The following is a 20,340-nucleotide window of genomic DNA, read 5'->3' as shown; positions in this document are numbered from 1 at the left end:
TATGAGACACATTATTTCTCTGCTAATGGAAAACCAACCCGGTGCTTTGTCTCGTGTTGTTGGTCTGTTTTCTCAGCGTGGTTACAACATCGAGTCTTTGAACGTATCACCAACCGATGATGAAACGTTATCGCGTTTGAACATCACGACCACATCCGATGAAATGCAGCTTGAGCAAATCCAAAAGCAGCTGCACAAATTGATTGATGTACTGAAAGTTCAAGAAGTAACAGAGTTCGAGCATATTGAGCGCGAGCTGATGATGGTTAAGGTCAAAGCAAGTGGTTTTGCTCGCGCTGAAGTTAAGCGCACGGCTGATATCTTTCGTGGTCAAATCGTGGATGTGACCGCTTCTCAGTATACAGTTCAGTTAGCGGGCACGAGTGAGAAGCTGGATGCTTTCATCCAAGCGATTTCTGAAGTGACTGAAGTCGTGGAAGTAGCTCGTAGTGGTGTGGTTGGTATTGCTCGTGGAGAGCGTTGCCTTAAACCTTAATGAAACCAAGTGCATTTCAGAAAAGCCATCGTTCATCGATGGCTTTTTGTTTAGAAAATAACAAATAATGATATAATTGACGTTTTCGTAAACAATGTGAGTAGTAGAACGCGTGAAAGTCAGGAAGTTAGTCAGCGCCTTGCTGGCGACGACGCTATTTTTTAGCGCGCTCATCTCAATCTACTACTACCAGAAATATCAAACTCTGCTAGCGAGTAACGTCAAGAATACCGCGAAAGAGGCCCTTCACCAGTTAGCTTACTCTGAGCGCGAATATAACAACGTTCAAGATCAGATCTCCTCCATCAGTGATCTTCTTGGTCACAGTCAAAGCCTTTACGACTACTTACGTCATCCAAATCCAAAGAATCTCGCCATCTTAGAAGAGGTGTGGAGTTCGGTTGCCGTAAACCAAAAATGGTACCGACAAATCCGTTTTCTTAACCTCGAAGGTCGAGAGAATGTACGGATTAATTACGATTTCAAAACTGGAACGGCCGCTGCAGCCCGCACGCTACAAGACAAATCAGACCGAGAATACTTCCAATATGCGCAGAATCTGGAAAATGATCAGATTGGCTCTTGGGGGATCGAGCTAGAGCAAGAAAATGGCGCGCTTGTGTATCCTTACAGACCATCGGTTCGCATTATGATGCCGGTCGCAATGGATGGTGTGCGTGAAGGTTACCTAGTGCTGAACATTGATGTGCAATACCTTTCGTCTCGCTTGAACTATTCACCGGTCAGAGACTTCAATATTGAGTTGCTCAATCAAGCGGGTTACTACGTTGCAAGCCCATACTCTGGAAAACTGTATGGCGATATTATTCCAGATCGCTCTCGATTTAATTTTGGCTTATTGCAACCCGATGTTTGGCAAAATATGGGCTCAGAGAAGATGGGCTATGAGTACAACGGTAAAAACCTGACTGTATTCAATACGATTGCCTTCGTACCAGGCGAGCCTCTCCACTTAATTATCGATCTTTCGCAAGAACAACTGCTCGAGAGAGCAGATCGTGATATTGATGACTTAGTCCAAGAAGCGTTTTTTGTGCTCAGCTTAATGCTGGTGTTTGCACTTCCGATAACCTCTCTTGCACTGCATTACCGTCGTCATAGTATCGAGTCTAAATTAGCGCGAGCTGCGCTAGATGGGATGACCGCTGTCGTTATTTCAGATACTTCACACCGCATTATGATGGTGAACCAGGAGTTTGAAAACATGATGGGTTATTCGTCTTCTCGATTACGAGGTTGGAATGCCCATAATCTGATTTTTATTCCTGAAGACCTAGAAAACATTCTCGCGATTTGGAACAAACTGGGCGTGGAGCAAGTATGGGAAGGGGAAGTGCGTTGCCGCACTAAGCTTAATCATGTGTTTACGGCCATTATGCGTATTCAGGCCATTATGGCGAAGTCGGGTAAAGTCAGTTATTACATAACCTCGTTAGTGGATATCTCAGAGCGTAAAGAACTGGAAGAAAAGTTGCGTAACTTAAGTGAACGTGACGGATTAACCAATCTTTGGAACCGACGCAAGTTTGAAGAGCAGTTGGCTCAGCATGCCAATATGCTAGAGCGTTATCCGAATACGCCAACCACTTGTTTAGCGCTGTTTGATATTGACCATTTTAAGCGTATCAACGATGAGATGGGCCATGATGAAGGAGACCGAGTCATCTGCAGCGTGGCGGAAACATTACTTAGCGGAGTAAGGAATACTGACTTCGTTGCTCGTGTTGGTGGTGAAGAGTTTGCAGTGCTCATGCCGCACACGACGATACAAGAAGCGGAAGTGGTATTAAATCGCTTGAGAGTGGCTGTCGAGTTGAGTGGTGACGGCTCAGTGACGGTAAGTGTTGGTTATAGTGATTTAACTGCCGATCGCACTCGTAGCTATAAGTGCGCAGATATTGCCCTGTACGAATCAAAAAGTGCAGGGCGTAACCGAGTGTCTATTTGTCACAGTTTCGATGACATTGCTTAGCTAAGTAAGCCGTGGGAAACGTTCATCACTGAAGGCGTTTCTCCAAAACAAAAAAATCGGGATAGCCCCGATTTTTTACTATCTATTGGGCGATATAATTAAGCAGGCTCTAGCTCTAGTACCGTTTCAATGCGTTGCATTGAGCTCAGTAAGTGCTTATCTAAAAGATCCATGGCTTCTTCGCTGTTCTTTGCCAGCACCAACTTCATGATCATCTCATGCTCATCGATATTGAATAGGGCATCTTTCTCTGAGCTTACCGCTTGCATTGCAAAATAGCGGTAGCGTTTGATTTGGTTAATCAGATCGCTAAAGAACTCAAACATGTTCTTTGAATCGGCACCTTCGAGTAGAGAAACGTGGAATTGATGATGACGCTCTTCCCACTCTTTCCAGCAGAATGTCTCATCAAAGTTCAGGCGTGATAGCTTGTGGTATGAAGTCAGCACGTCCAACTCCCAGCTTTCATCCCCCGCTAAAATTGCTTTCTTAAGCAGTACAGAAGAGACCACACGAAGGCTTTCGTATAAGTCGTTCAATTCTTTTTTGCATACAGGTGCAACCCAACAGCCTTTTTGTGGTTCAAGTTTGACATACTTGCTCCAAGACAGTTGCACAAGTGCTTCGCGGATAGGTGATGCACCAACGTTGTATTTCTGTTTCAGCTCAGCAACCACAAGCTTCTGACCTGGTTTTAATTCACCCGTCAGGATGTCCTGACAGATCATTTTCGAAACTTTGTCGGTAAGGGTAGGACTAGACACAAGCAACCTCATGAAATTTTATTATCGTGACGACAACTAAACGGTACGTAGTTCGGTTGTGATTGATAATACAGCGTACTGATTATGAGGGCAAGATTAAATATATAAAAAAAGAGGGCTGAAGCCCTCTTTTTTATTGAACTGATGATTGAATTCTTCAGTCTTATAGAACGTGTACAGAAGCTGTGTTCGTTGTACCTGAAGCTACTAGAGCACCAGAAACCATAACAACGATGTCGCCTTTGTTACCTAGACCAGATTCTAGAGCAAGTTCTTTACCTGCTACGTAGAATGCGTCAGTGCTGTCGATTGAATCAACAACTACTGGAGTAACACCTTTAGTTAGAACTAGCTGTGCAGCAGTCTTAGTGTTAGTCGTTAGTGCTAGGATGTTTGCAGTTGGGAAGTACTTACGTACTGAACGTGCAGATTTACCGCCTTCAGTTGCAACAACGATAAGTGGAGCAGCTAGTTTCTCAGCTGTATCTACTGCGCCTTTACATACTGCTTCAGTGATGCGTAGACGTGGGCTGTCTAGACGAGAACCTAGCTCAGCTTTTAGAGCTGAATCAGTACGGTTCGCGATTTGAGCCATGATAGTTACCGCTTCAACTGGGTACTTACCTTTAGCAGTTTCACCAGAAAGCATTACTGCGTCAGTACCGTCCATTACAGCGTTAGCAACGTCGCCTGCTTCCGCACGAGTAGGACGTGGGTTGTTGATCATAGAATCAAGCATTTGAGTTGCAGTGATAACCATCTTACGTGCACGGTTACACTTCTCGATCATCATTTTCTGAGCGAAGATTACTTCTTCTGCTGGGATTTCAACACCTAGGTCACCACGAGCAACCATGATGCCGTCAGAAAGCTCTAGGATCTCGTCGAAGTTATCAACACCTTCTTGGTTTTCGATCTTAGAGATGATGTGGATGTTCTCGCCGCCGTTTGCAGCAAGTACTTCACGGATTTCTTGAACGTCAGAAGCTTTACGGATGAAAGAAGCAGCTACGAAGTCAACGCCTTGCTCACAACCGAATTTAAGGTCGTTCTTATCTTTTTCAGATAGTGCAGGTAGGTTTACAGAAACGCCAGGAAGGTTAACACCTTTGTTTTCGCCTAGAGCACCGTTGTTAAGAACTTTACACTTAACTTCAGTTTCAGAAGTTGCAAGCACTTCCATTTCGATTAGACCGTCGTCTACTAGGATGGTGTTACCAACGTTTAGGTCGTTAGCAAAACCAGCGTAAGTTACTGCAACTTTGTCTTTGTTACCTACAACTGAGATGTCAGTTGTGAAAGTGAATTCTTGACCAGCTACTAGATCAACGTCGTTGCCGTCTTCTAGTTTGATTGTGCGGATTTCTGGACCTTTAGTGTCTAGAAGGATTGCAAGTTGCTTGCCTGTAGCTTCCATTACTTGGCGGAAGTTCGCGATACGAGTGCCGTGCTCTGCGTAGTCACCGTGAGAGAAGTTAAGACGCATTACGTTCATGCCTGCGTTTACTAGTTCAGTTAGCTTCTCTACAGATTCAGTTTTAGGGCCAATCGTACAAACGATTTTGGTCTTTTTCATGGAAGATACTCTCCGGTAAGTATAGTTACAATTTGAAAGTCGGTTGTTTAGTCTGAAGTAGGGGCGTTTTTGGTGACATTTAGTGCCTGCCACCCACCGATTTTCCGCCACATTATTGGAACTTCAGATTCTGTAAGTCTTTCACCAAGTTTAGTCATTTTATGACTAAAAGATCGGCGATTATGGTTACCTTTTTGTGACTAATCCCACTTTATATGCAGAAAGTTGCAAAAAAATAACCGTCAATTCTGTAATTTTTTTTCTTTTCGGTGGCGAATTCTACCACCGAATGAATCCAATATCACTGTTTAAGAATTGTCTTAGGACAAGGTTTTATCGAGAAATATTAATTTTTTGGATCGAAATAAATGGACTTAAAAGTTTCGTTTTGAATATAATAAATTTCAAACCGAAACTTAAAATCAAAGCATAAATGTCGAAACGAAACACTCAACTAAGAAGACACGCCATTTCTAACCTAGTAAATGAGCTTGGGGAAGTTAGCGTTGATGAGCTAGCACAGAAATTTGAAACCTCAGAGGTCACGATTAGAAAGGACTTAGCTTCTTTGGAGAAAAACGGACAACTTTTGCGCCGTTATGGTGGTGCAATCTCTATTCCAACGGAAGTTATCCATGAAGAATTGAGTCCAATTGTTTCGAGTCGAAAGTTAAGTCTAGCAAAAGCAGCCGCATCACTGATTCGTGAACATAACCGAATTGTGATCGACAGTGGCAGTACGACTGCGGCGCTGATTCAGCAATTAAACGACAAACGAGGCTTGGTTGTTATGACCAACTCGTTGCATGTCGCCAATGCACTTAACGAATTAGAGAGCGAACCAACCCTGTTAATGACAGGTGGCACTTGGGATACGCACTCAGAATCCTTCCAAGGCAAAGTAGCCGAATCTGTATTAAGAGCTTACGACTTTGACCAGCTATTTATCGGTGCCGACGGTATCGATCTAGAGCGCGGAACCACAACGTTTAATGAATTGGTTGGCTTAAGTAAAGTCATGGCGGAGGTGTCTCGTGAAGTCATCGTCATGATCGAGTCTGAGAAAGTGGGGCGCAAGATCCCGAACTTAGAACTCGCTTGGGACCAAATTGACGTGTTGGTTACTGATGCAGAGTTGCAGCCAGAACACAGAGCAAAGATTGAACAACATGGCGTAAAAGTCATTTGCGCCTAATCTAATTAAGTAAACAGTTTCATATTTCACTTCCCTTTGGATAAAGGCCTTTGCTTGCTGCCTCTATTTGAAATCATGGTCAGGGAAGAACAAAACAATAAACGGAGATAAGCACATGTGTGGAATCGTAGGTGCAGTAGCACAACGAGACGTTGCAGAAATTTTGGTTGAAGGCCTACGCCGCCTGGAATACCGCGGTTATGACTCTGCGGGTGTCGCGATTGTTGATGGCGAAACCAACCTAACGCGTATTCGTCGTCTGGGTAAGGTTCAAGAGTTGGCTGACGCAGTAGACCAAGCGAAAGTCGTTGGTGGTACGGGTATCGCACACACTCGTTGGGCTACTCACGGTGAGCCATCAGAAGCAAACGCGCACCCACACATGTCTGGTGACATCGCGGTGGTACACAACGGTATTATCGAAAACCACGAAGAGCTACGTGAACTGCTTCAATCTCGCGGTTACGTTTTCGAATCTCAAACAGATACTGAAGTTATCGCACACATGGTTGAGTGGGAACTTCGCACTTCAGAAACGCTACTAGAAGCGGTACAGAAGACAGCAAAACAACTGGATGGCGCATACGGCACAGTAGCGCTAGATCGTAAAGATCCTTCACGTATTGTAGTAGCACGTTCAGGTAGCCCAATCGTTATTGGTTTTGGTGTGGGTGAAAACTTCCTTGCTTCTGACCAACTTGCACTGCTTAACGTGACACGTCGCTTTATGTATCTAGAAGAAGGTGATGTTGCAGAGATCACTCGTCGCGAAGTGACTGTATTTGACGCAGCTGGTGAGCGTGTAGAGCGTGAAATTATCGAATCAAACGCTGAACACGATGCGGGTGATAAAGGTCAATACCGTCACTTCATGCAGAAAGAAATTTACGAGCAACCAACAGCGCTGATCAACACTATGGAAGGTCGTATCACGGCTGATTCTGTTGTCACTGAAGCAATCGGTGTAAACGCGGCAGAAATCCTAAGCAAAGTTGAGCACGTACAGATCGTAGCTTGTGGTACGTCTTACAACGCAGGTATGACAGCGCGTTACTGGTTCGAAGACATTGCAGGTGTCAGCTGTGACGTAGAAATCGCGTCTGAATTCCGTTACCGCAAGTTTGTGACGCGTCCAAACAGCCTATTGATCACGCTTTCTCAGTCTGGTGAAACCGCCGATACGCTAGCAGCACTTCGCTTAGCAAAAGAGAAAGGTTACATGGCGGCAATGACCATCTGTAACGTAGCGGGCTCTTCTCTGGTTCGTGAATCTGATTTCGCGTTTATGACCCGTGCCGGTGTAGAAATTGGTGTGGCTTCAACCAAAGCGTTCACGACTCAGCTCTCTGCGCTACTAATGCTAGTGACAGCGCTAGGTAAGCAACAAAACCGCATCAGCAAAGAGAAAGAAAAAGAGATCGTAGAAGCGCTTCACGCTCTGCCGCAGCAAATCAACGCGGCGCTGTCTTTCGAGAAAGAAATCGAAGCACTGGCAACCGATTTTGCCGATAAGCACCACACACTATTCCTAGGTCGTGGTGAGTTCTACCCTATCGCGATGGAAGCGTCTCTAAAACTGAAAGAGATCTCTTACATTCACGCAGAAGCGTACGCTGCGGGTGAACTGAAACACGGTCCTCTAGCGTTGATCGATGCAGATATGCCAGTTGTAGTTGTTGCACCAAGCAACGATCTTCTAGAAAAACTGAAATCAAACGTTGAAGAAGTACGTGCGCGTGGTGGTCTGCTTTACGTATTCGCAGATGCTGATGCTGGCTTCGAAGGTGACGAGACCATGAAGATCATCACTATGCCACACGTTAGTGAAATCACGGCGGCGATCTACTACACCATCCCAATGCAGCTGCTGTCTTACTACGTAGCATTGATCAAAGGTACGGACGTAGACCAACCTCGTAACCTAGCGAAAGCGGTAACCGTAGAGTAAGCAATGCAAGGTGTGATTAAGATTACAGTTGTTTATGTCGCGCTATGTAAGTAGCGAGAACCTAAAGCGAAGTCACATGACTTCGCTTTTTTTATGTCCGTAGACATGGTTATGATGCGCAATACGTTGACATTCAATTGTTTACTTTCTGACACGCCGAGCGGTGAGCATCACTATCGTAAGCCCAACGGATGTGGTTGCCATTGAACTGAAAAGGTCACTATGAAAATCAAACTCTTGGCTTTATGTATCGCGTCCTCGTTTTACCATCCATCAGTGATGGCAGAGGAAGAAACACAAACAGAAGAGCGCAAAAGCCAAACGGTATTTATCGACGAAAGCGATGACTGGTTACAACTCAAATCGGGTGAAGTGATCAAAGGAGAACTGATTGGCACGATCAAGGAAGAAACCAACTCGTTCGATCAGGAAATTGAATTTGATAGTGATGATCTTGGCGATCAAGAAATTGAGATCGAAGACATCGCGGTATTAGAAACGGCAAGCTTCTTTACCATTCGAACCTCTAGTGGTGATGTATTCGATGGTTACCTGTCGATTCGAGAGGATAAGCTGTATCTCACTAACGGCGAAGAAGAAATCTCGTTTCCCGTTACTGAGATTGTGTCGATTTATCGCGGATCGGAGAACGACTCCGATCATTGGACAACCGAGATCTTTTTGGGCTTGGACATCAGTAAAGGTAACACTGATGAGTTCTCTTTATTGGGTGAGGTTGAGGCAGAGCGAAGCACGGTCGGATCACGCACTAAGCTAAAAGCAAAGCACGAAAACTCGCAAACCAATGATCAAACGACCGCAAACAACAGCTCGTTTGATGGCTCGTATGATATCTATCTCAATAACCGTTTATTCTTCAGACCACTTAAGCTCTCGCTGCTCAGCGACGAGTTCCAAAACATTGATTACCAAGTCAACGCGTCTTTGCAAATGGGTTACTTCATTATTGCCAACCCTCAAACGGAATGGGACGTCTCTATCGGTCCGGGTTATCAGTACACGGACTTTAAAACCGTGGAAGAAGGGGAGGCCGGTGATGTTTCCAGTAATACTCTTACCTTTGAATCGAACTTTGAGTATGAGCTGACGGATGACATCGATCTAAGCCACACCTATAACCTGAATTGGGCAAGCAATGACGCAGGCGGTACACGTCATACCAATGAGCTTGGTTTTGATATCGATCTTGTTGATGATCTGGAACTGAGCATCAAAGCAGTGTGGGATCACTTGTCAGAAACCAAAGCCGATGCTGAAGGCGTAGTACCAGAGAAAGACGACTATAAGTTTCATTTTGGTCTGACTTACGAACTCTAGTCCGGTAGTTGTGATGAAAGCTAAAGCTGACTCAGCAGCGGAATCACTTCCTCAAGAGACGCTTTAATGATGATTTTGTCTTCGAGCTCTGGCAGAGGGGGAAGTAAATCTGGAATCATCACAGCGTGGCACTCAGCGGCGAGTGCGGCTTTGATGCCGTTGTTTGAATCTTCCAAGACTAAGCATTGCTTGGCGTCCACACCTAAGTGACGATAAGCCATTTGATAGCAATCAGGGTTTGGTTTGCCGCGTTCTACATCTTCGGCGGTAATCACTAAATCAAACTGAGCAAGGTACGTGCTGCCTGAGAAATTGTGTTTTACCTCGGGAAGGTGAGAAGAGGTGACAATCGCGGTTAATAAGCCATGTTGTTTGATGGCATAAAACAGTGCGTCGAATCCGGGTTTGAGCGCAACGCCTTGATTTCTTAGATTATGGAAGTGTTCATCTCGCACGGCTTTATAGCGCGGCATATCGATGGCATCTTGAAAATGCTCGGCGAGAATTCTCTCACATTCAGGGTCTTGGACACCGATGAACTGCTGGTAGAAATCATCGGTGATGGTTAGGCCTTGCTCGGTGGCGGCGTATTGCCAACTTTGTTTGTAGATGGATTCGGTATCGAAAATCAGTCCATCCATATCAAAAAGTACCGCTTTTAACATTGGCTAGGGCTCCTACGTTTTTGGGCAGAGCGGCTGACATTACTGCTTGTTATACCTAAGCAACCTCGAATCCTTTTGAAGGGAGCTTGGGTATACAATGTGGCGTTAGAATGGGCTCTCTTTACCTAGTTCATTACATATCTCGACAATCGCAAGTGAGAGCCCTGACTTAATGATTTGTTGTTGACGTTGCAGTTGCAGCTGATAAAACTCAAGGTCGATGTCGTCATCTGGTTCGCTGACTTCCAGTTGCACCATGCCCATTTTCTTTACCAGATGCAGTTTTTTGATTGGGTCTAGAATATTTGGGTCGGTAAACTCGTAATCACAAGCGTCACTATTGAGTTGGTTCTTGAGCTTAATGATGTCTTCGATGTCGTGGTAAATATCATCAGGAAGTACACCCAAGCCAAACAGTAACTTTAAACGAACAGATAGATCGCCCAGCGGTCCTGAGTCTTGTAGCAGCGGACCAACCACGGATTGAACGGCGAAGTTATCTTTACGAAAGATCCTTTGTACTAGCCCATCGATCGAATCGTTAAAGACGTCGACTGCCGCAATAAAAAAGCCTCGTACCGAAGGTGCGCTGTTTAATCGCTCAATGATCTCGGTTTCGTTGATGTTATCTGCCATATACTGAATACATTTCTAGTTATTAGGTATCCCAATCTCTTCAAGCGGACAAGGATACAGAAGGGGAGCTAAGCTCCCCTAGGTAAATCAAAGTTGGTGGTAAAGCGCCTCAATTTGAGCTACTTCTGCACTGTCTTCTGCAAGACCTGTGTACACCGCCAGCGTTTTCTTCACGCCCACTTCTTTTAATGAGTTTTGCAGCTCTATGGCTTGTGGGTCAGTGTCGTTAGTGTACTTCAACGCAGCGGCAATGCCTTTCAAAAGTGTTTGATTTTCAGTGCCATACTCAATTGTACCGAGTAACGGCTTCACTAATCTATCGTTTGCGCCCAATTTGCGAATTGGTTGGCGACCGACACGGTCAACTTCATCGACTAAGAACGGGTTGGCAAAGCGACCTAGAATCTTCTCGATGTACGCATTGTGCATGTCGCGATCAAAACCGTAACGTTTGATCAGTACCTCACCACTCTCTTGCATTGCCTGTTTTACTTCAGCATAAATGCTTGGATCTTCAATCGCTTCACGAATGGTGCGGTGGCCTTTTAAGCAACCTAGATAAGCCGTGATACAGTGGCCAGTGTTGAGCGTGAACAGCTTACGCTCGACAAACGCCATTAGATTGTTGGTTCTTTCCATGCCTGCGATGTCAGGGATTTCGCCTTTGAATTGCTGTTCATCCACAATCCATTCGCTAAAGCTTTCTACCGTCACTTCTAGTGGATCATCGTTCGCTGCTTCTGCTGGTGGCACGATGCGGTCTACCGCTGAATCGACAAAGCCAACCAAATCGTCTGCTTTTGAATGCAATGATTCATCCAAGTGTTTGTACACCTCACCTTTTAGATGCGTCGTACCGCGAACCATATTTTCACACGCGATGATGTTTAATGGTTTTTCGTTGCCTGCTGCAAAGCGCTTTGTAATGCCGGTGGCGATGGTTTTTGCAATGATGTCCAGTACGTTAGGGCCTACTGCTGTTGTTACCAAGTCGGTTTTTACAATGCGGTCGATGACATCTTCACTGGCTGAGTTAACCGCGGTGACGTGAGTTACTGTGTCGATTTGGCACTCAGTACCCACCACTTTTACTTTGTATTCTTGCTTGTGACTCAGTTGATCGACGAGTGGTGCATCAACGTCCGCGAATGTGACCTCTACTTCTGCGTCTGCTAAGAGTTTACCGATGAAGCCACGACCAATATTACCTGCGCCAAAATGAACTGCGTTTTTCATAATGCTTACCTACCAATGTCTGAAATATTGACTAAACGAATCTAGGGTGAGGCCAACCGCATAGGGGGTGACAGCTGACCTCGGTTTGCTCAGGAGCAAATAAAAGGAGTGATTAAGCCGCTTGCTGGCCGCCAAGGATGTTCAGAATCTCTTCCACATCGTTGGTGCTGGTTAGCTTCTCAATTGCCTCCGGCTCATCGAGCGCGTTTGTAATGGTGGTAATCACCTGGATGTGCTCATCGTTCTTAGCGGCAATGCCGATAACCAGTTTCGCTACATCATCGTCGTCTTCAGTAAATTGGATACCCGATGGGTATTGGCAGATTACAATGCCGGTTTTCTTCACGCGGTCTTTCGCTTCTACCGTACCGTGAGGTACTGCGATAGATTCGCCTAGGTAAGTTGGAACCAACGCTTCACGCTCAAACATCGCGTCTACGTATTCCGGTTCTGCGTAGCCAAGTTCAACCAATTTGTTGCCTGCAAAGCGAATGGCTTCTTCTTTGTTGGCTGCTTTCAAACCGAGATGAATGTTCTCACGCTGGATTTGGAATACCGATGGTTGTTGTGGTTCAAAGCTGTCGTCGTTCGCCGCCATGACGGACACTTTTACCATTTGGTCGTCATTGGCTGCGGATTGGTTTTGTGCTGCTAGTAGTTTGGTGACTAGCTGGTTGTACATTTCGCTGTCTAGGAAGTTAGTCAATGAAATGTGGTGTGCGTTTGGAGCATGCTTACGTGCACGATCCGTTAAGTCTTTATGAGTAATCACGATATCTGCACTCTCTGGTAAGCTGTTAATGGCAAGGTTGGTTACGTGGATGTTCAGGCCAGCGCCTTGAACCTTTTTGCGTAGCATGCTCGCACCCATGGCGCTTGAGCCCATGCCCGCATCACAAGCGACAATGATGCTTTGTACTGTCGCTAGGTCTACGTCACCTTTGCTTTGGTTGTTTACCACCGCATCGTTTTTAGATGCAGATTTCATGTCTTTCATTTGTGATGTTGCTTTTTCTAGTGCTGCTTCATCACCGTCTTCTTCTGTTGACGTTTGTGTCTTCATTAGCAGTGCAGCTACGGCGAATGACACGCCTGTTGCTGCTGCGATAGACGCTAGTACACCAACGATTGAACCTTTCTGAGTCATCAACAAGATTGCAAAGATTGAACCTGGCGATGCTGGAGAAACGATACCTGCGTTAAAGATAGTGAGAACGAATACGCCAGTCATACCACCTGCGATAGCCGCAAGGATTAGGCGAGGGTTCATTAGGATGTATGGGAAGTAAATCTCGTGGATACCGCCGAAGAAGTGGATGATTGATGCACCACCTGCAGTTTGACGAGCCGTACCTTTACCAAACACCATGTAAGCTAGCAGGATACCTAGACCAGGACCTGGGTTTGCTTCGATTAGGAAGAAGATCGATTGACCTGTCTCAGACGCTTGTTGGATACCTAATGGAGAGAAGATACCGTGGTTGATCGCGTTGTTTAGGAACAGGATCTTTGCTGGTTCAACGAAGATTGAAGTCAGTGGTAGAAGGTGAGCTGATACTAGGAAGTTAACGCCTGCCGCCAAGCCACCAGAAAGAATTTTTACGAATGGGCCGATAAACAGGAAAGCAAGGATCGCACACAGCATACCGATGATGCCTGCAGAGAAGTTGTTGACCAACATCTCGAAACCACTTTTCACTTTACCGTCGATGTAGTTATCGAATTTCTTGATAGCCCAGCCGCCCATCGGGCCGACCATCATTGCGCCCATAAACATTGGGATGTCGGTACCGACAATCACGCCCATTGTTGTGATTGCACCGACTACCGCACCGCGATCGCCACCAACCAATTTACCACCGGTGTAGCCGATAAGCAGTGGCAGCAAGTAGGTAATCATAGGGCCAACCATAGATGCCAAGGTCTCGTTTGGCAGCCATCCTGTTGGGATAAATAGAGCAGTGATAAAGCCCCACGCGATAAACGCGCCGATGTTTGGCATTACCATGTTTGACAGAAAACGACCAAAATTTTGTATCTTGATCTTGGCATCTGGTGATATCATAACAATTCCCCGTTCGATGTTCTGATGAATTTTGTTGTAGTAAACGGTTCGCCAAAACCGTTTGTTTGATTGCTTAGTACCCAATCAATTTACCACACATTTTCCAATTGGAACTGACAACGGGTTTTTCGTGATCAACCCCCGCATTTCTTAGGCTGAGAAACGGTTTTTAAGTGACTAACTTCAACTTATTGACTTGTAACTTAATAACAAAAAGCCACTTTTAAATCTGTCAATAAAAATCTTAGTGATCAATTCGATCTTCTGACAAATTTAAAACCAAAATACTTTGTGACTTTGATCACCTTTGATTTCTTTTGAAATTCAAATTAAATACCAGTAACGATCAATATCACATTTTGTTCTGATTTGGTCTGGAAGTTAAATGTGATCTGGATCGACTTTGGTGTTTTGTGAAAGTTTGTGACGGGACGGGTGTGATCAATGTCATTGCGACTCTTCGATAGAATGTATTTATAAAAATCTTTTCGGCGTACTTCACGAAGTGTCCTTATCTCATTGATAGAAAAATAAAAGAGAGCCGCTATTTGGCTCCTCTTATTGGCTCACAACTCTCTTATTGGCTCACAACTCTCTTCTTACTGACTACTCTTACTTATGGTTGCTATTTGCATGATAGGTGAGGTACTCATAAGTTTGTTCTCGTCCCATATACCTCGCCAACGTCTTTTCTTGAACATCACGTAAATCAACCATGATTAACCCATCTAGAGCATTATTGAACGCAGGATCGACATTGAAGCACACCAGTTTGCCATTGAGGCTTAAGTACTGACGCAACAAAACGGGCACACCTTTTCCTTCATCGATTCTGGCAATGACGCGTGATAATAGCTGTAAGTCCCCTAATGCGGTGAGCATGCTGGTGTTCCAGTCACGTTGGTGGTCAGGAAGTGGATTAGAAGGCGTGACGTACTCTGCGCAGTTGTTATCGTAGTGGTGCAGTGTCATTGATTGAGCTAGCAGTTGGCGTGCAGTATCGCTATAGTCGTTGCTAATGCTCACCGGACCAAATAGGTGAGTGTAATCTGGGTTTTGATGCACAAAGGTTGCGATGCCTTTCCACAGCAGCAGTAGCGCGCTCATACTCTTTTGATATTGCTGCGCAATCACTGAGCGTCCCATCTCAATGGATTTACCCATTTGGTCGATAAAGCGTTGGTCATAGTTAAACAACGTTCGTGAATACAGACCTGCTACGCCGCGCTTTTCAATCAGTTGGTCAACCAGACCTAAACGATACGCGCCCACCAAACACTGGTTTTCTCTGTCCCACACAAACAGGTGTAGGTAATCATGATCGAAATGGTCAATGTCTATTGCTAGTCCCGTTCCTTCGCCAACCTGTCGAAAATTGAGCTCACGCAGGCGACCAATTTCATGCAGTAGGGAAGGGATATTCTGCGACTCCGTGCAGTAGACATCGAACTCACCACTTGTTAGCAGCTTGGACTCTTTTGGTAAGTTGTTCAGCTCTTCAAGCAATTCGCCTACGGGTAACCCTGCCGCTATTGGAGAGAGCAATTCTGATGATGAAGAGGGCTTCACTGATTGGGTTTCGCGATTGAGCAAGTAAGTGTTGAGCCGCAAATAGTTCACCACTTGATCATCGCTAAGTGTGTTGAGCTCTTTAAATTTAATCGCTTGGCCAAAAGACAAGTTGATGGTTTGCGCGTGTTTGTTCAGCAGCTCTCGACCAAGCATTAGGGTACGTAGAAGCGGATGGATTTTTCCCGCTATATAAAAACGTTTCGAGTTTTGACCGCTGATGAAGACCGGAACTGTCGTGGCTTTGTTTTTGCGGATAAGGCTACTTACGCTTCGACTCCAATCCTTATCTTGCAAACGTTGCTGTTTAGCATCGACTAACTGGGACACTTCACCGGCGGGAAAGACAAGCAATAAGCCGCCACTTGCCAGATGTTTATTGGCCGCTCTCAGGGCTTTCATATTGGACTTGACCGCGTCTTTACCTTCAAACACATCGACGCCAATAAAGAGCTGATCTAACTCCGGCACGGTTTTAAGGTATTGATTGGCTAGTATTTGGATATCGTCTCTGACCATCAATAGCAGTTCAGCTAAGATCACGCCTTCCACACAACCAAGCGGGTGGTTCGCCACTATAACGGTAGCACCTTGTTTAGGTACTGAGTCGAGTGAACCATGAGTAATACGATAGTCGATGCCTAAGATATCCAGCGTGAAGCGGAGAAAAGTTTTTGTATCGGCATTAACGGGGCGTTGGGCGTAGAACTTATCGAGCTGGTTTAAACCGGTTGCCCATTCAGCAACGTTTTCACCAATGCCAAACGGCGTTTTACGTGGGAGACGAAAAGGGGTTGAACTATCCATATTTACCTCAGCGTAAAAATTGCTGATTGGATAGTAGAAATTACAGATGACAGTTCAGAGGCAAAAACATGAGCCTTTGGTGACAAACCAATGAAGCTTTATTGACCAAAGACTCTGAAATGAATGAGTTTGAGGGACTATTTAAGTTTTATCACCAGCAAACATCAGGATGCTCATGGCGTTGAGAGTCTTACTGATTGATTCTATCGAGCTCAAAACCTGCTTGGTTGGCTCGTTTTCAAGTAGCAAGCGCCCATCAAAACCCTTGCCTTCGCAATGTTCTTCGCCGCATACGAGCTCTTGAGACTCTTCTGACGTTGCATCTTCAATCAGGCCTTCGCTACTTGCAAAGCAAGAGGGAGATACAATCAAGCCACCGAGCATTATCATCAATTTTGTTTTCAACATGAGTATTAGGTTCTTAATAAAACACTGTTCGATTTTATATTGTTGTGCTCATTATTTCGAGCGAAATGACACAAATTTAGCTTCCGGTCGCTATTTTATTGCCATAAGTGAACTATCTTATCGAGATAACAAATTGATCAATTTAGTGAAATTAGGAGGGTGAATGGAGCGAATTTCCAATAAGTCGTCAGTGTGGCTTGGGTTGAGCTTGATTATTGGTTTGGGTGTGTTGGGCTTTTTCATTCAACAGACCGCCGTCAAATATAAAGCTTATGAACGGGTCGTGACGGTAAAGGGGTTATCTGAGCGGGAGTATCCAGCGGACACGGTAATTTGGCCAATTCAGTTTACCGTCGCGAGTAATGATATGCCGACGATGTTTGATGAGATTGATCAGCAGACCAAACTAGTGCTCGACTTTCTCGCATCAAAGGGGTTGGATGAGTCCAACTTTTCGTTGTCTTCACCTGCTGTAACAGACCGTAAGGCGCAGCAGTATGGAAACGAACAAGACATTGAGTATCGCTACTTAGCAAACCGCACTGTGACGGTTTATAGCCAGAATATTGATGTAGTCAGAGCGGCAATCAATGAAATCGGTGAGCTAGGTAAACAGGGTGTTTTACTTAACCAAGACCCTTATGCAAATCGTGTTGAGTACAGCTTTACTAAGCTCAATGACATCAAGCCAGATATGATTGAGGAAGCGACTAAAAACGCTCGTGAAGTGGCAGAGAAGTTCGCCAAAGATTCGCAGAGCTCGCTCGGTAAAATCAAGCGTGCGACGCAAGGCCAGTTCTCTATTTACGATCGTGATAGCAACACGCCGTATATTAAAAAAGTACGCGTTGTCTCAACCGTTCAATATTACTTGTCAGATTAACTCTATGTCTTGCTAACCCCGAGTAACAGTAGAAGCCAGTCATTTGATTGGCTTTTTTTAATGTTCAATTAATTGCATTTTAATTACCGCTCTTTTTCTGATTTGTGCAAGTGATCTTTTATAAAACTAAGTTCTTATTTGTTTGGCGATGAAGTTGATAAAAGTCAATTCAGAGAAGGAGTTAGAGGCGTAATTTTGACCGCACTGATTAGCTAGAAGGAATTACTAGAATGGCATTTAAACATTACCTCAGAGAGTTATTGGGTTTGGCTATCGTAGTCTCTGTGGTGTTCGGAGCTTTGAGCATCTTATTGGATTTCTGTGCCCTTGCGGCACTGTGCGAGCATCAAGAAGACATCGCACACATCTTCTTCCATGAGTCGTTTTACTTCGTCGCATTTCTGATCCCACCTTACTTCTTATGGAAAGTGATTAACCGCCCAGACCTCGTGGCGGCAACAGAAGAGTACCAAGCCAATAAGCTGGAGCTAGAGCGCTCGTAGGCAGCTCCCTGAATAAGAGTAAGGTTTGGCGTGATGTGGGACAGGGTCGAATCTCTATCTTCCAGATACAACAAAGGCCCGTAGATTTCTCTACGAGCCTTCTGACTTTGGTGGCCCCTCCCAGACTTGAACTGGGGACCAATCGATTATGAGTCGACTGCTCTAACCACTGAGCTAAGGGGCCTTAATAGGTCAACGATTATAGGGGAAGCATTGCAAGGTGTCTAGCCACTAGGTAGGGCAATTGCGCTTAGTTTTTATTCACTTAGCTTCACAGATAATAAAAAAGGTGACACTCGGTCACCTTTTTTTGTTTTTAATCGCTGCGATTACTCGTCTAGGAAGCTGCGCAGTGTTTCTGAGCGGCTTGGGTGACGAAGTTTACGTAGTGCTTTCGCTTCGATCTGACGGATACGTTCACGAGTAACGTCGAACTGCTTACCAACTTCTTCTAGAGTGTGGTCAGTGTTCATGTCGATACCAAAGCGCATACGAAGTACTTTTGCTTCACGTGGCGTTAGACCTGCAAGTACGTCTTTCGTTGCCATTTTCAGGCTCGTTGCCGTAGCAGAATCTAGCGGTAGTTCTAGCGTAGTATCTTCGATGAAATCACCTAGATGCGAATCTTCGTCGTCACCAATTGGTGTCTCCATAGAAATTGGCTCTTTAGCGATTTTCAGTACTTTACGAATCTTGTCTTCTGGCATTTGCATACGCTCTGCCAGTTCTTCCGGTAATGGCTCACGCCCCATCTCTTGCAGCATTTGACGAGAGATACGGTTTAGCTTGTTGATCGTTTCGATCATGTGTACCGGAATACGAATCGTACGTGCTTGGTCCGCGATTGAACGAGTGATTGCCTGACGGATCCACCACGTTGCGTAAGTCGAGAACTTGTAACCACGACGGTATTCGAACTTATCTACCGCTTTCATCAGACCGATGTTACCTTCTTGGATTAGATCCAAGAACTGTAGACCACGGTTGGTGTATTTCTTCGCGATAGAAATTACTAGACGTAAGTTCGCTTCAACCATCTCTTTCTTCGCACGGCGAGCTTTTGCTTCACCGATAGACATGCGACGGCTGATGTCTTTAATGTTTTGAACGTTTAGAGAAGTCTCTTCTTCAATCATTTTTAGTTTAGCGATTGAACGACGGATTTCTTCTTCGTTACGTTTGATCTTTTCAGCGTATGGCTTGTCAGATGCTAGGATCTCATCTAGCCATGCTTCGCTTGATTCGTTGCCTGTGAACAGTGCGATGAATGATTTCTTCGGCATTTTGCCGTATTCAACTGCAGACTTCATGATCAGACGTTCTTGAGTACGAACGCGATCCATTGCTGTGCGCAGTTCATTCACTAGGTGATCGAACTGTTTTGGCGTTAGACGGAATTCTTTGAATACGTCTAGCATCAACTCGTTAGCTACGGTCGCTTTAGGGCTCTCGTAACCGTGTTCGTTGATTGCAAGCTGAAGGTTTTGGTACGTGCTGCGTAGCTGGTTGAATTTCTCAAGCGCTAGCTCTGGGTCGATACCAACATCTTCTTCAGAATCATCTGAATCGTCATCGCTTTCTTCGTCGTCATCAACGTCTTCTTCATCTTCTTCTTCTAGCTGAGATTCAGTCAGCTCAGAACCGATGTGCGTTGCTGTTGGTGCAGCTGTATCGTCTGCATCAGGGTCAACAAATCCAGAGATTAGGTCTGTCAGACGAAGTTCTTCTGCTTGAACTTTATCAAACTGCTCAAGAATGTATGGGATAGTGCCAGGGTATTCAGCAACAGACGATTGAACTTGGTTAATACCTTCTTCAATACGTTTTGCGATGTCGATTTCGCCTTCGCGAGTCAGCAGCTCCACAGTACCCATTTCACGCATGTACATGCGCACAGGGTCTGTTGTACGACCAATTTCACTTTCTACGCTAGAAAGTGCTGCTGCTGCAGCTTCAGCTGCATCTTCATCGGTAATGTTTGTGTCATCGTTCAGCGCTAGATCATCGGCATCAGGAGCAGTTTCTACTACCTTGATACCCATGTCGTTGATCATCTGAATGATGTCTTCTACCTGTTCTGAATCTACGATTTCAGCAGGTAGGTGGTCATTTACTTCGGCGTAGGTCAGATAGCCTTGTTCCTTGCCTTTAATAACAAGTAACTTTAGCTGTGACTGCGGATTTTGATCCATAGACGGTATCCAACTTCGTAATCTGGTGAAGGAATCAGTATGCGAAATGCAAACCACTTACTATAA

General features: G+C 45.0%; 16 protein-coding genes and 1 tRNA gene. 7 read left to right on the top strand and 10 right to left on the bottom strand.

All coding sequences use genetic code 11. The features are described from left to right. Position 1: 1 nt before the first annotated feature. A complete protein-coding gene (gene ilvN, locus KIO97_RS07445; protein ID WP_005430438.1) occupies positions 2–496 on the top strand; it encodes an acetolactate synthase small subunit in 495 nt (164 codons plus the stop codon). Positions 497–608: 112 nt separating this feature from the next. Further along, positions 609–2,489 carry a GGDEF domain-containing protein gene (locus KIO97_RS07440; RefSeq protein WP_038890862.1) on the top strand — a complete coding sequence of 627 codons (1,881 nt, stop codon included), beginning with the start codon at positions 609–611 and terminating at the stop codon, positions 2,487–2,489. A 98-nt stretch (positions 2,490–2,587) separates the two neighbouring features. Here KIO97_RS07440 and KIO97_RS07435 read toward each other — a convergent pair whose 3' ends face one another. After that, a complete protein-coding gene (locus KIO97_RS07435; protein WP_005430420.1) occupies positions 2,588–3,265 on the bottom strand; it encodes a GntR family transcriptional regulator in 678 nt (225 codons plus the stop codon). 151 nt (positions 3,266–3,416) lie between these two features. Further along, entirely contained in the window at positions 3,417–4,829 is a 1,413-nt protein-coding gene (pykF, locus tag KIO97_RS07430; protein ID WP_005528633.1) for a pyruvate kinase PykF, read from the bottom strand. 433 nt (positions 4,830–5,262) lie between these two features. Here pykF and KIO97_RS07425 point away from each other — a divergent pair, with 433 nt between their 5' ends. From KIO97_RS07425 to KIO97_RS07415, 3 genes are all read left to right on the top strand, one after another. Next, the gene (locus KIO97_RS07425) at positions 5,263–6,024 is read left to right on the top strand and encodes a DeoR/GlpR family DNA-binding transcription regulator (protein ID WP_005430429.1); all 762 of its coding nucleotides are present in this window, start codon (positions 5,263–5,265) and stop codon (positions 6,022–6,024) included. A gap of 115 nt (positions 6,025–6,139) precedes the next feature. Then, positions 6,140–7,972, top strand: coding sequence for a glutamine--fructose-6-phosphate transaminase (isomerizing) (glmS, locus tag KIO97_RS07420; protein WP_005430450.1), 1,833 nt, complete (start codon positions 6,140–6,142; stop codon positions 7,970–7,972). 222 nt (positions 7,973–8,194) lie between these two features. Next, a complete protein-coding gene (locus KIO97_RS07415; RefSeq protein ID WP_285381737.1) occupies positions 8,195–9,310 on the top strand; it encodes a YdiY family protein in 1,116 nt (371 codons plus the stop codon). A 20-nt stretch (positions 9,311–9,330) separates the two neighbouring features. Here the strand turns inward: KIO97_RS07415 and KIO97_RS07410 are convergent, their stop codons facing one another. The 6 genes from KIO97_RS07410 to KIO97_RS07385 form a co-directional block, all read right to left on the bottom strand. Beyond that, a complete protein-coding gene (locus KIO97_RS07410) occupies positions 9,331–9,975 on the bottom strand; it encodes an HAD family phosphatase (protein WP_285381736.1) in 645 nt (214 codons plus the stop codon). Between the two features lie 105 nt (positions 9,976–10,080). Beyond that, complete coding sequence (locus tag KIO97_RS07405; RefSeq protein WP_038890856.1) at positions 10,081–10,611, bottom strand: MltR family transcriptional regulator; 531 nt, start codon at positions 10,609–10,611, stop codon at positions 10,081–10,083. 87 nt (positions 10,612–10,698) lie between these two features. Next, a complete protein-coding gene (locus KIO97_RS07400; protein WP_285381735.1) occupies positions 10,699–11,847 on the bottom strand; it encodes a mannitol-1-phosphate 5-dehydrogenase in 1,149 nt (382 codons plus the stop codon). Positions 11,848–11,959: 112 nt separating this feature from the next. Further along, positions 11,960–13,912 carry a PTS mannitol transporter subunit IICBA gene (locus tag KIO97_RS07395; protein WP_047480514.1) on the bottom strand — a complete coding sequence of 651 codons (1,953 nt, stop codon included), beginning with the start codon at positions 13,910–13,912 and terminating at the stop codon, positions 11,960–11,962. A gap of 612 nt (positions 13,913–14,524) precedes the next feature. Continuing rightward, positions 14,525–16,288 (bottom strand): lysophospholipid acyltransferase family protein, encoded by a 1,764-nt coding sequence (locus KIO97_RS07390; protein ID WP_285381734.1) that lies wholly within the window; start codon positions 16,286–16,288, stop codon positions 14,525–14,527. 141 nt (positions 16,289–16,429) lie between these two features. Then, positions 16,430–16,696, bottom strand: a complete 267-nt coding sequence (locus KIO97_RS07385; RefSeq protein ID WP_285381733.1) for a hypothetical protein — start codon at positions 16,694–16,696, stop codon at positions 16,430–16,432. A gap of 163 nt (positions 16,697–16,859) precedes the next feature. Here KIO97_RS07385 and KIO97_RS07380 point away from each other — a divergent pair, with 163 nt between their 5' ends. Then, positions 16,860–17,579, top strand: coding sequence for an SIMPL domain-containing protein (locus KIO97_RS07380; RefSeq protein WP_255985659.1), 720 nt, complete (start codon positions 16,860–16,862; stop codon positions 17,577–17,579). A gap of 230 nt (positions 17,580–17,809) precedes the next feature. Further along, complete coding sequence (locus KIO97_RS07375) at positions 17,810–18,082, top strand: hypothetical protein (RefSeq protein WP_005430451.1); 273 nt, start codon at positions 17,810–17,812, stop codon at positions 18,080–18,082. A gap of 108 nt (positions 18,083–18,190) precedes the next feature. Here KIO97_RS07375 and KIO97_RS07370 read toward each other — a convergent pair. Together KIO97_RS07370 and rpoD are read right to left on the bottom strand one after the other, a co-directional pair. Then, positions 18,191–18,266 (bottom strand) — tRNA-Ile (locus KIO97_RS07370). Positions 18,267–18,411: 145 nt separating this feature from the next. Next, positions 18,412–20,274: an RNA polymerase sigma factor RpoD gene (gene rpoD / locus KIO97_RS07365; protein WP_005528793.1), complete on the bottom strand. Its 1,863-nt coding sequence runs from the start codon at positions 20,272–20,274 to the stop codon at positions 18,412–18,414. Positions 20,275–20,340: the final 66 nt, after the last annotated feature.

The organism is Vibrio sp. B181a (assembly GCF_030248375.1).
GTDB classification, from domain to species: domain Bacteria; phylum Pseudomonadota; class Gammaproteobacteria; order Enterobacterales; family Vibrionaceae; genus Vibrio; species Vibrio campbellii.
This window is presented reverse-complemented; position numbering and strand designations above follow the sequence as displayed.

Excerpts from the sequence above, each read along its gene's own strand:
- ilvN (WP_005430438.1), top strand. The coding sequence starts at position 2 with ATGAGACACATTATTTCTCTGCTAATGGAAAACCAACCCGGTGCTTTG.
- KIO97_RS07435 (WP_005430420.1), bottom strand. The coding sequence starts at position 3,265 with ATGAGGTTGCTTGTGTCTAGTCCTACCCTTACCGACAAAGTTTCGAAA.
- pykF (WP_005528633.1), bottom strand. The coding sequence starts at position 4,829 with ATGAAAAAGACCAAAATCGTTTGTACGATTGGCCCTAAAACTGAATCT.
- KIO97_RS07425 (WP_005430429.1), top strand. The coding sequence starts at position 5,263 with ATGTCGAAACGAAACACTCAACTAAGAAGACACGCCATTTCTAACCTA.
- glmS (WP_005430450.1), top strand. The coding sequence starts at position 6,140 with ATGTGTGGAATCGTAGGTGCAGTAGCACAACGAGACGTTGCAGAAATT.
- KIO97_RS07415 (WP_285381737.1), top strand. The coding sequence starts at position 8,195 with ATGAAAATCAAACTCTTGGCTTTATGTATCGCGTCCTCGTTTTACCAT.
- KIO97_RS07410 (WP_285381736.1), bottom strand. The coding sequence starts at position 9,975 with ATGTTAAAAGCGGTACTTTTTGATATGGATGGACTGATTTTCGATACC.
- KIO97_RS07405 (WP_038890856.1), bottom strand. The coding sequence starts at position 10,611 with ATGGCAGATAACATCAACGAAACCGAGATCATTGAGCGATTAAACAGC.
- KIO97_RS07400 (WP_285381735.1), bottom strand. The coding sequence starts at position 11,847 with ATGAAAAACGCAGTTCATTTTGGCGCAGGTAATATTGGTCGTGGCTTC.
- KIO97_RS07395 (WP_047480514.1), bottom strand. The coding sequence starts at position 13,912 with ATGATATCACCAGATGCCAAGATCAAGATACAAAATTTTGGTCGTTTT.
- KIO97_RS07390 (WP_285381734.1), bottom strand. The coding sequence starts at position 16,288 with ATGGATAGTTCAACCCCTTTTCGTCTCCCACGTAAAACGCCGTTTGGC.
- KIO97_RS07385 (WP_285381733.1), bottom strand. The coding sequence starts at position 16,696 with ATGTTGAAAACAAAATTGATGATAATGCTCGGTGGCTTGATTGTATCT.
- KIO97_RS07380 (WP_255985659.1), top strand. The coding sequence starts at position 16,860 with ATGGAGCGAATTTCCAATAAGTCGTCAGTGTGGCTTGGGTTGAGCTTG.
- KIO97_RS07375 (WP_005430451.1), top strand. The coding sequence starts at position 17,810 with ATGGCATTTAAACATTACCTCAGAGAGTTATTGGGTTTGGCTATCGTA.
- rpoD (WP_005528793.1), bottom strand. The coding sequence starts at position 20,274 with ATGGATCAAAATCCGCAGTCACAGCTAAAGTTACTTGTTATTAAAGGC.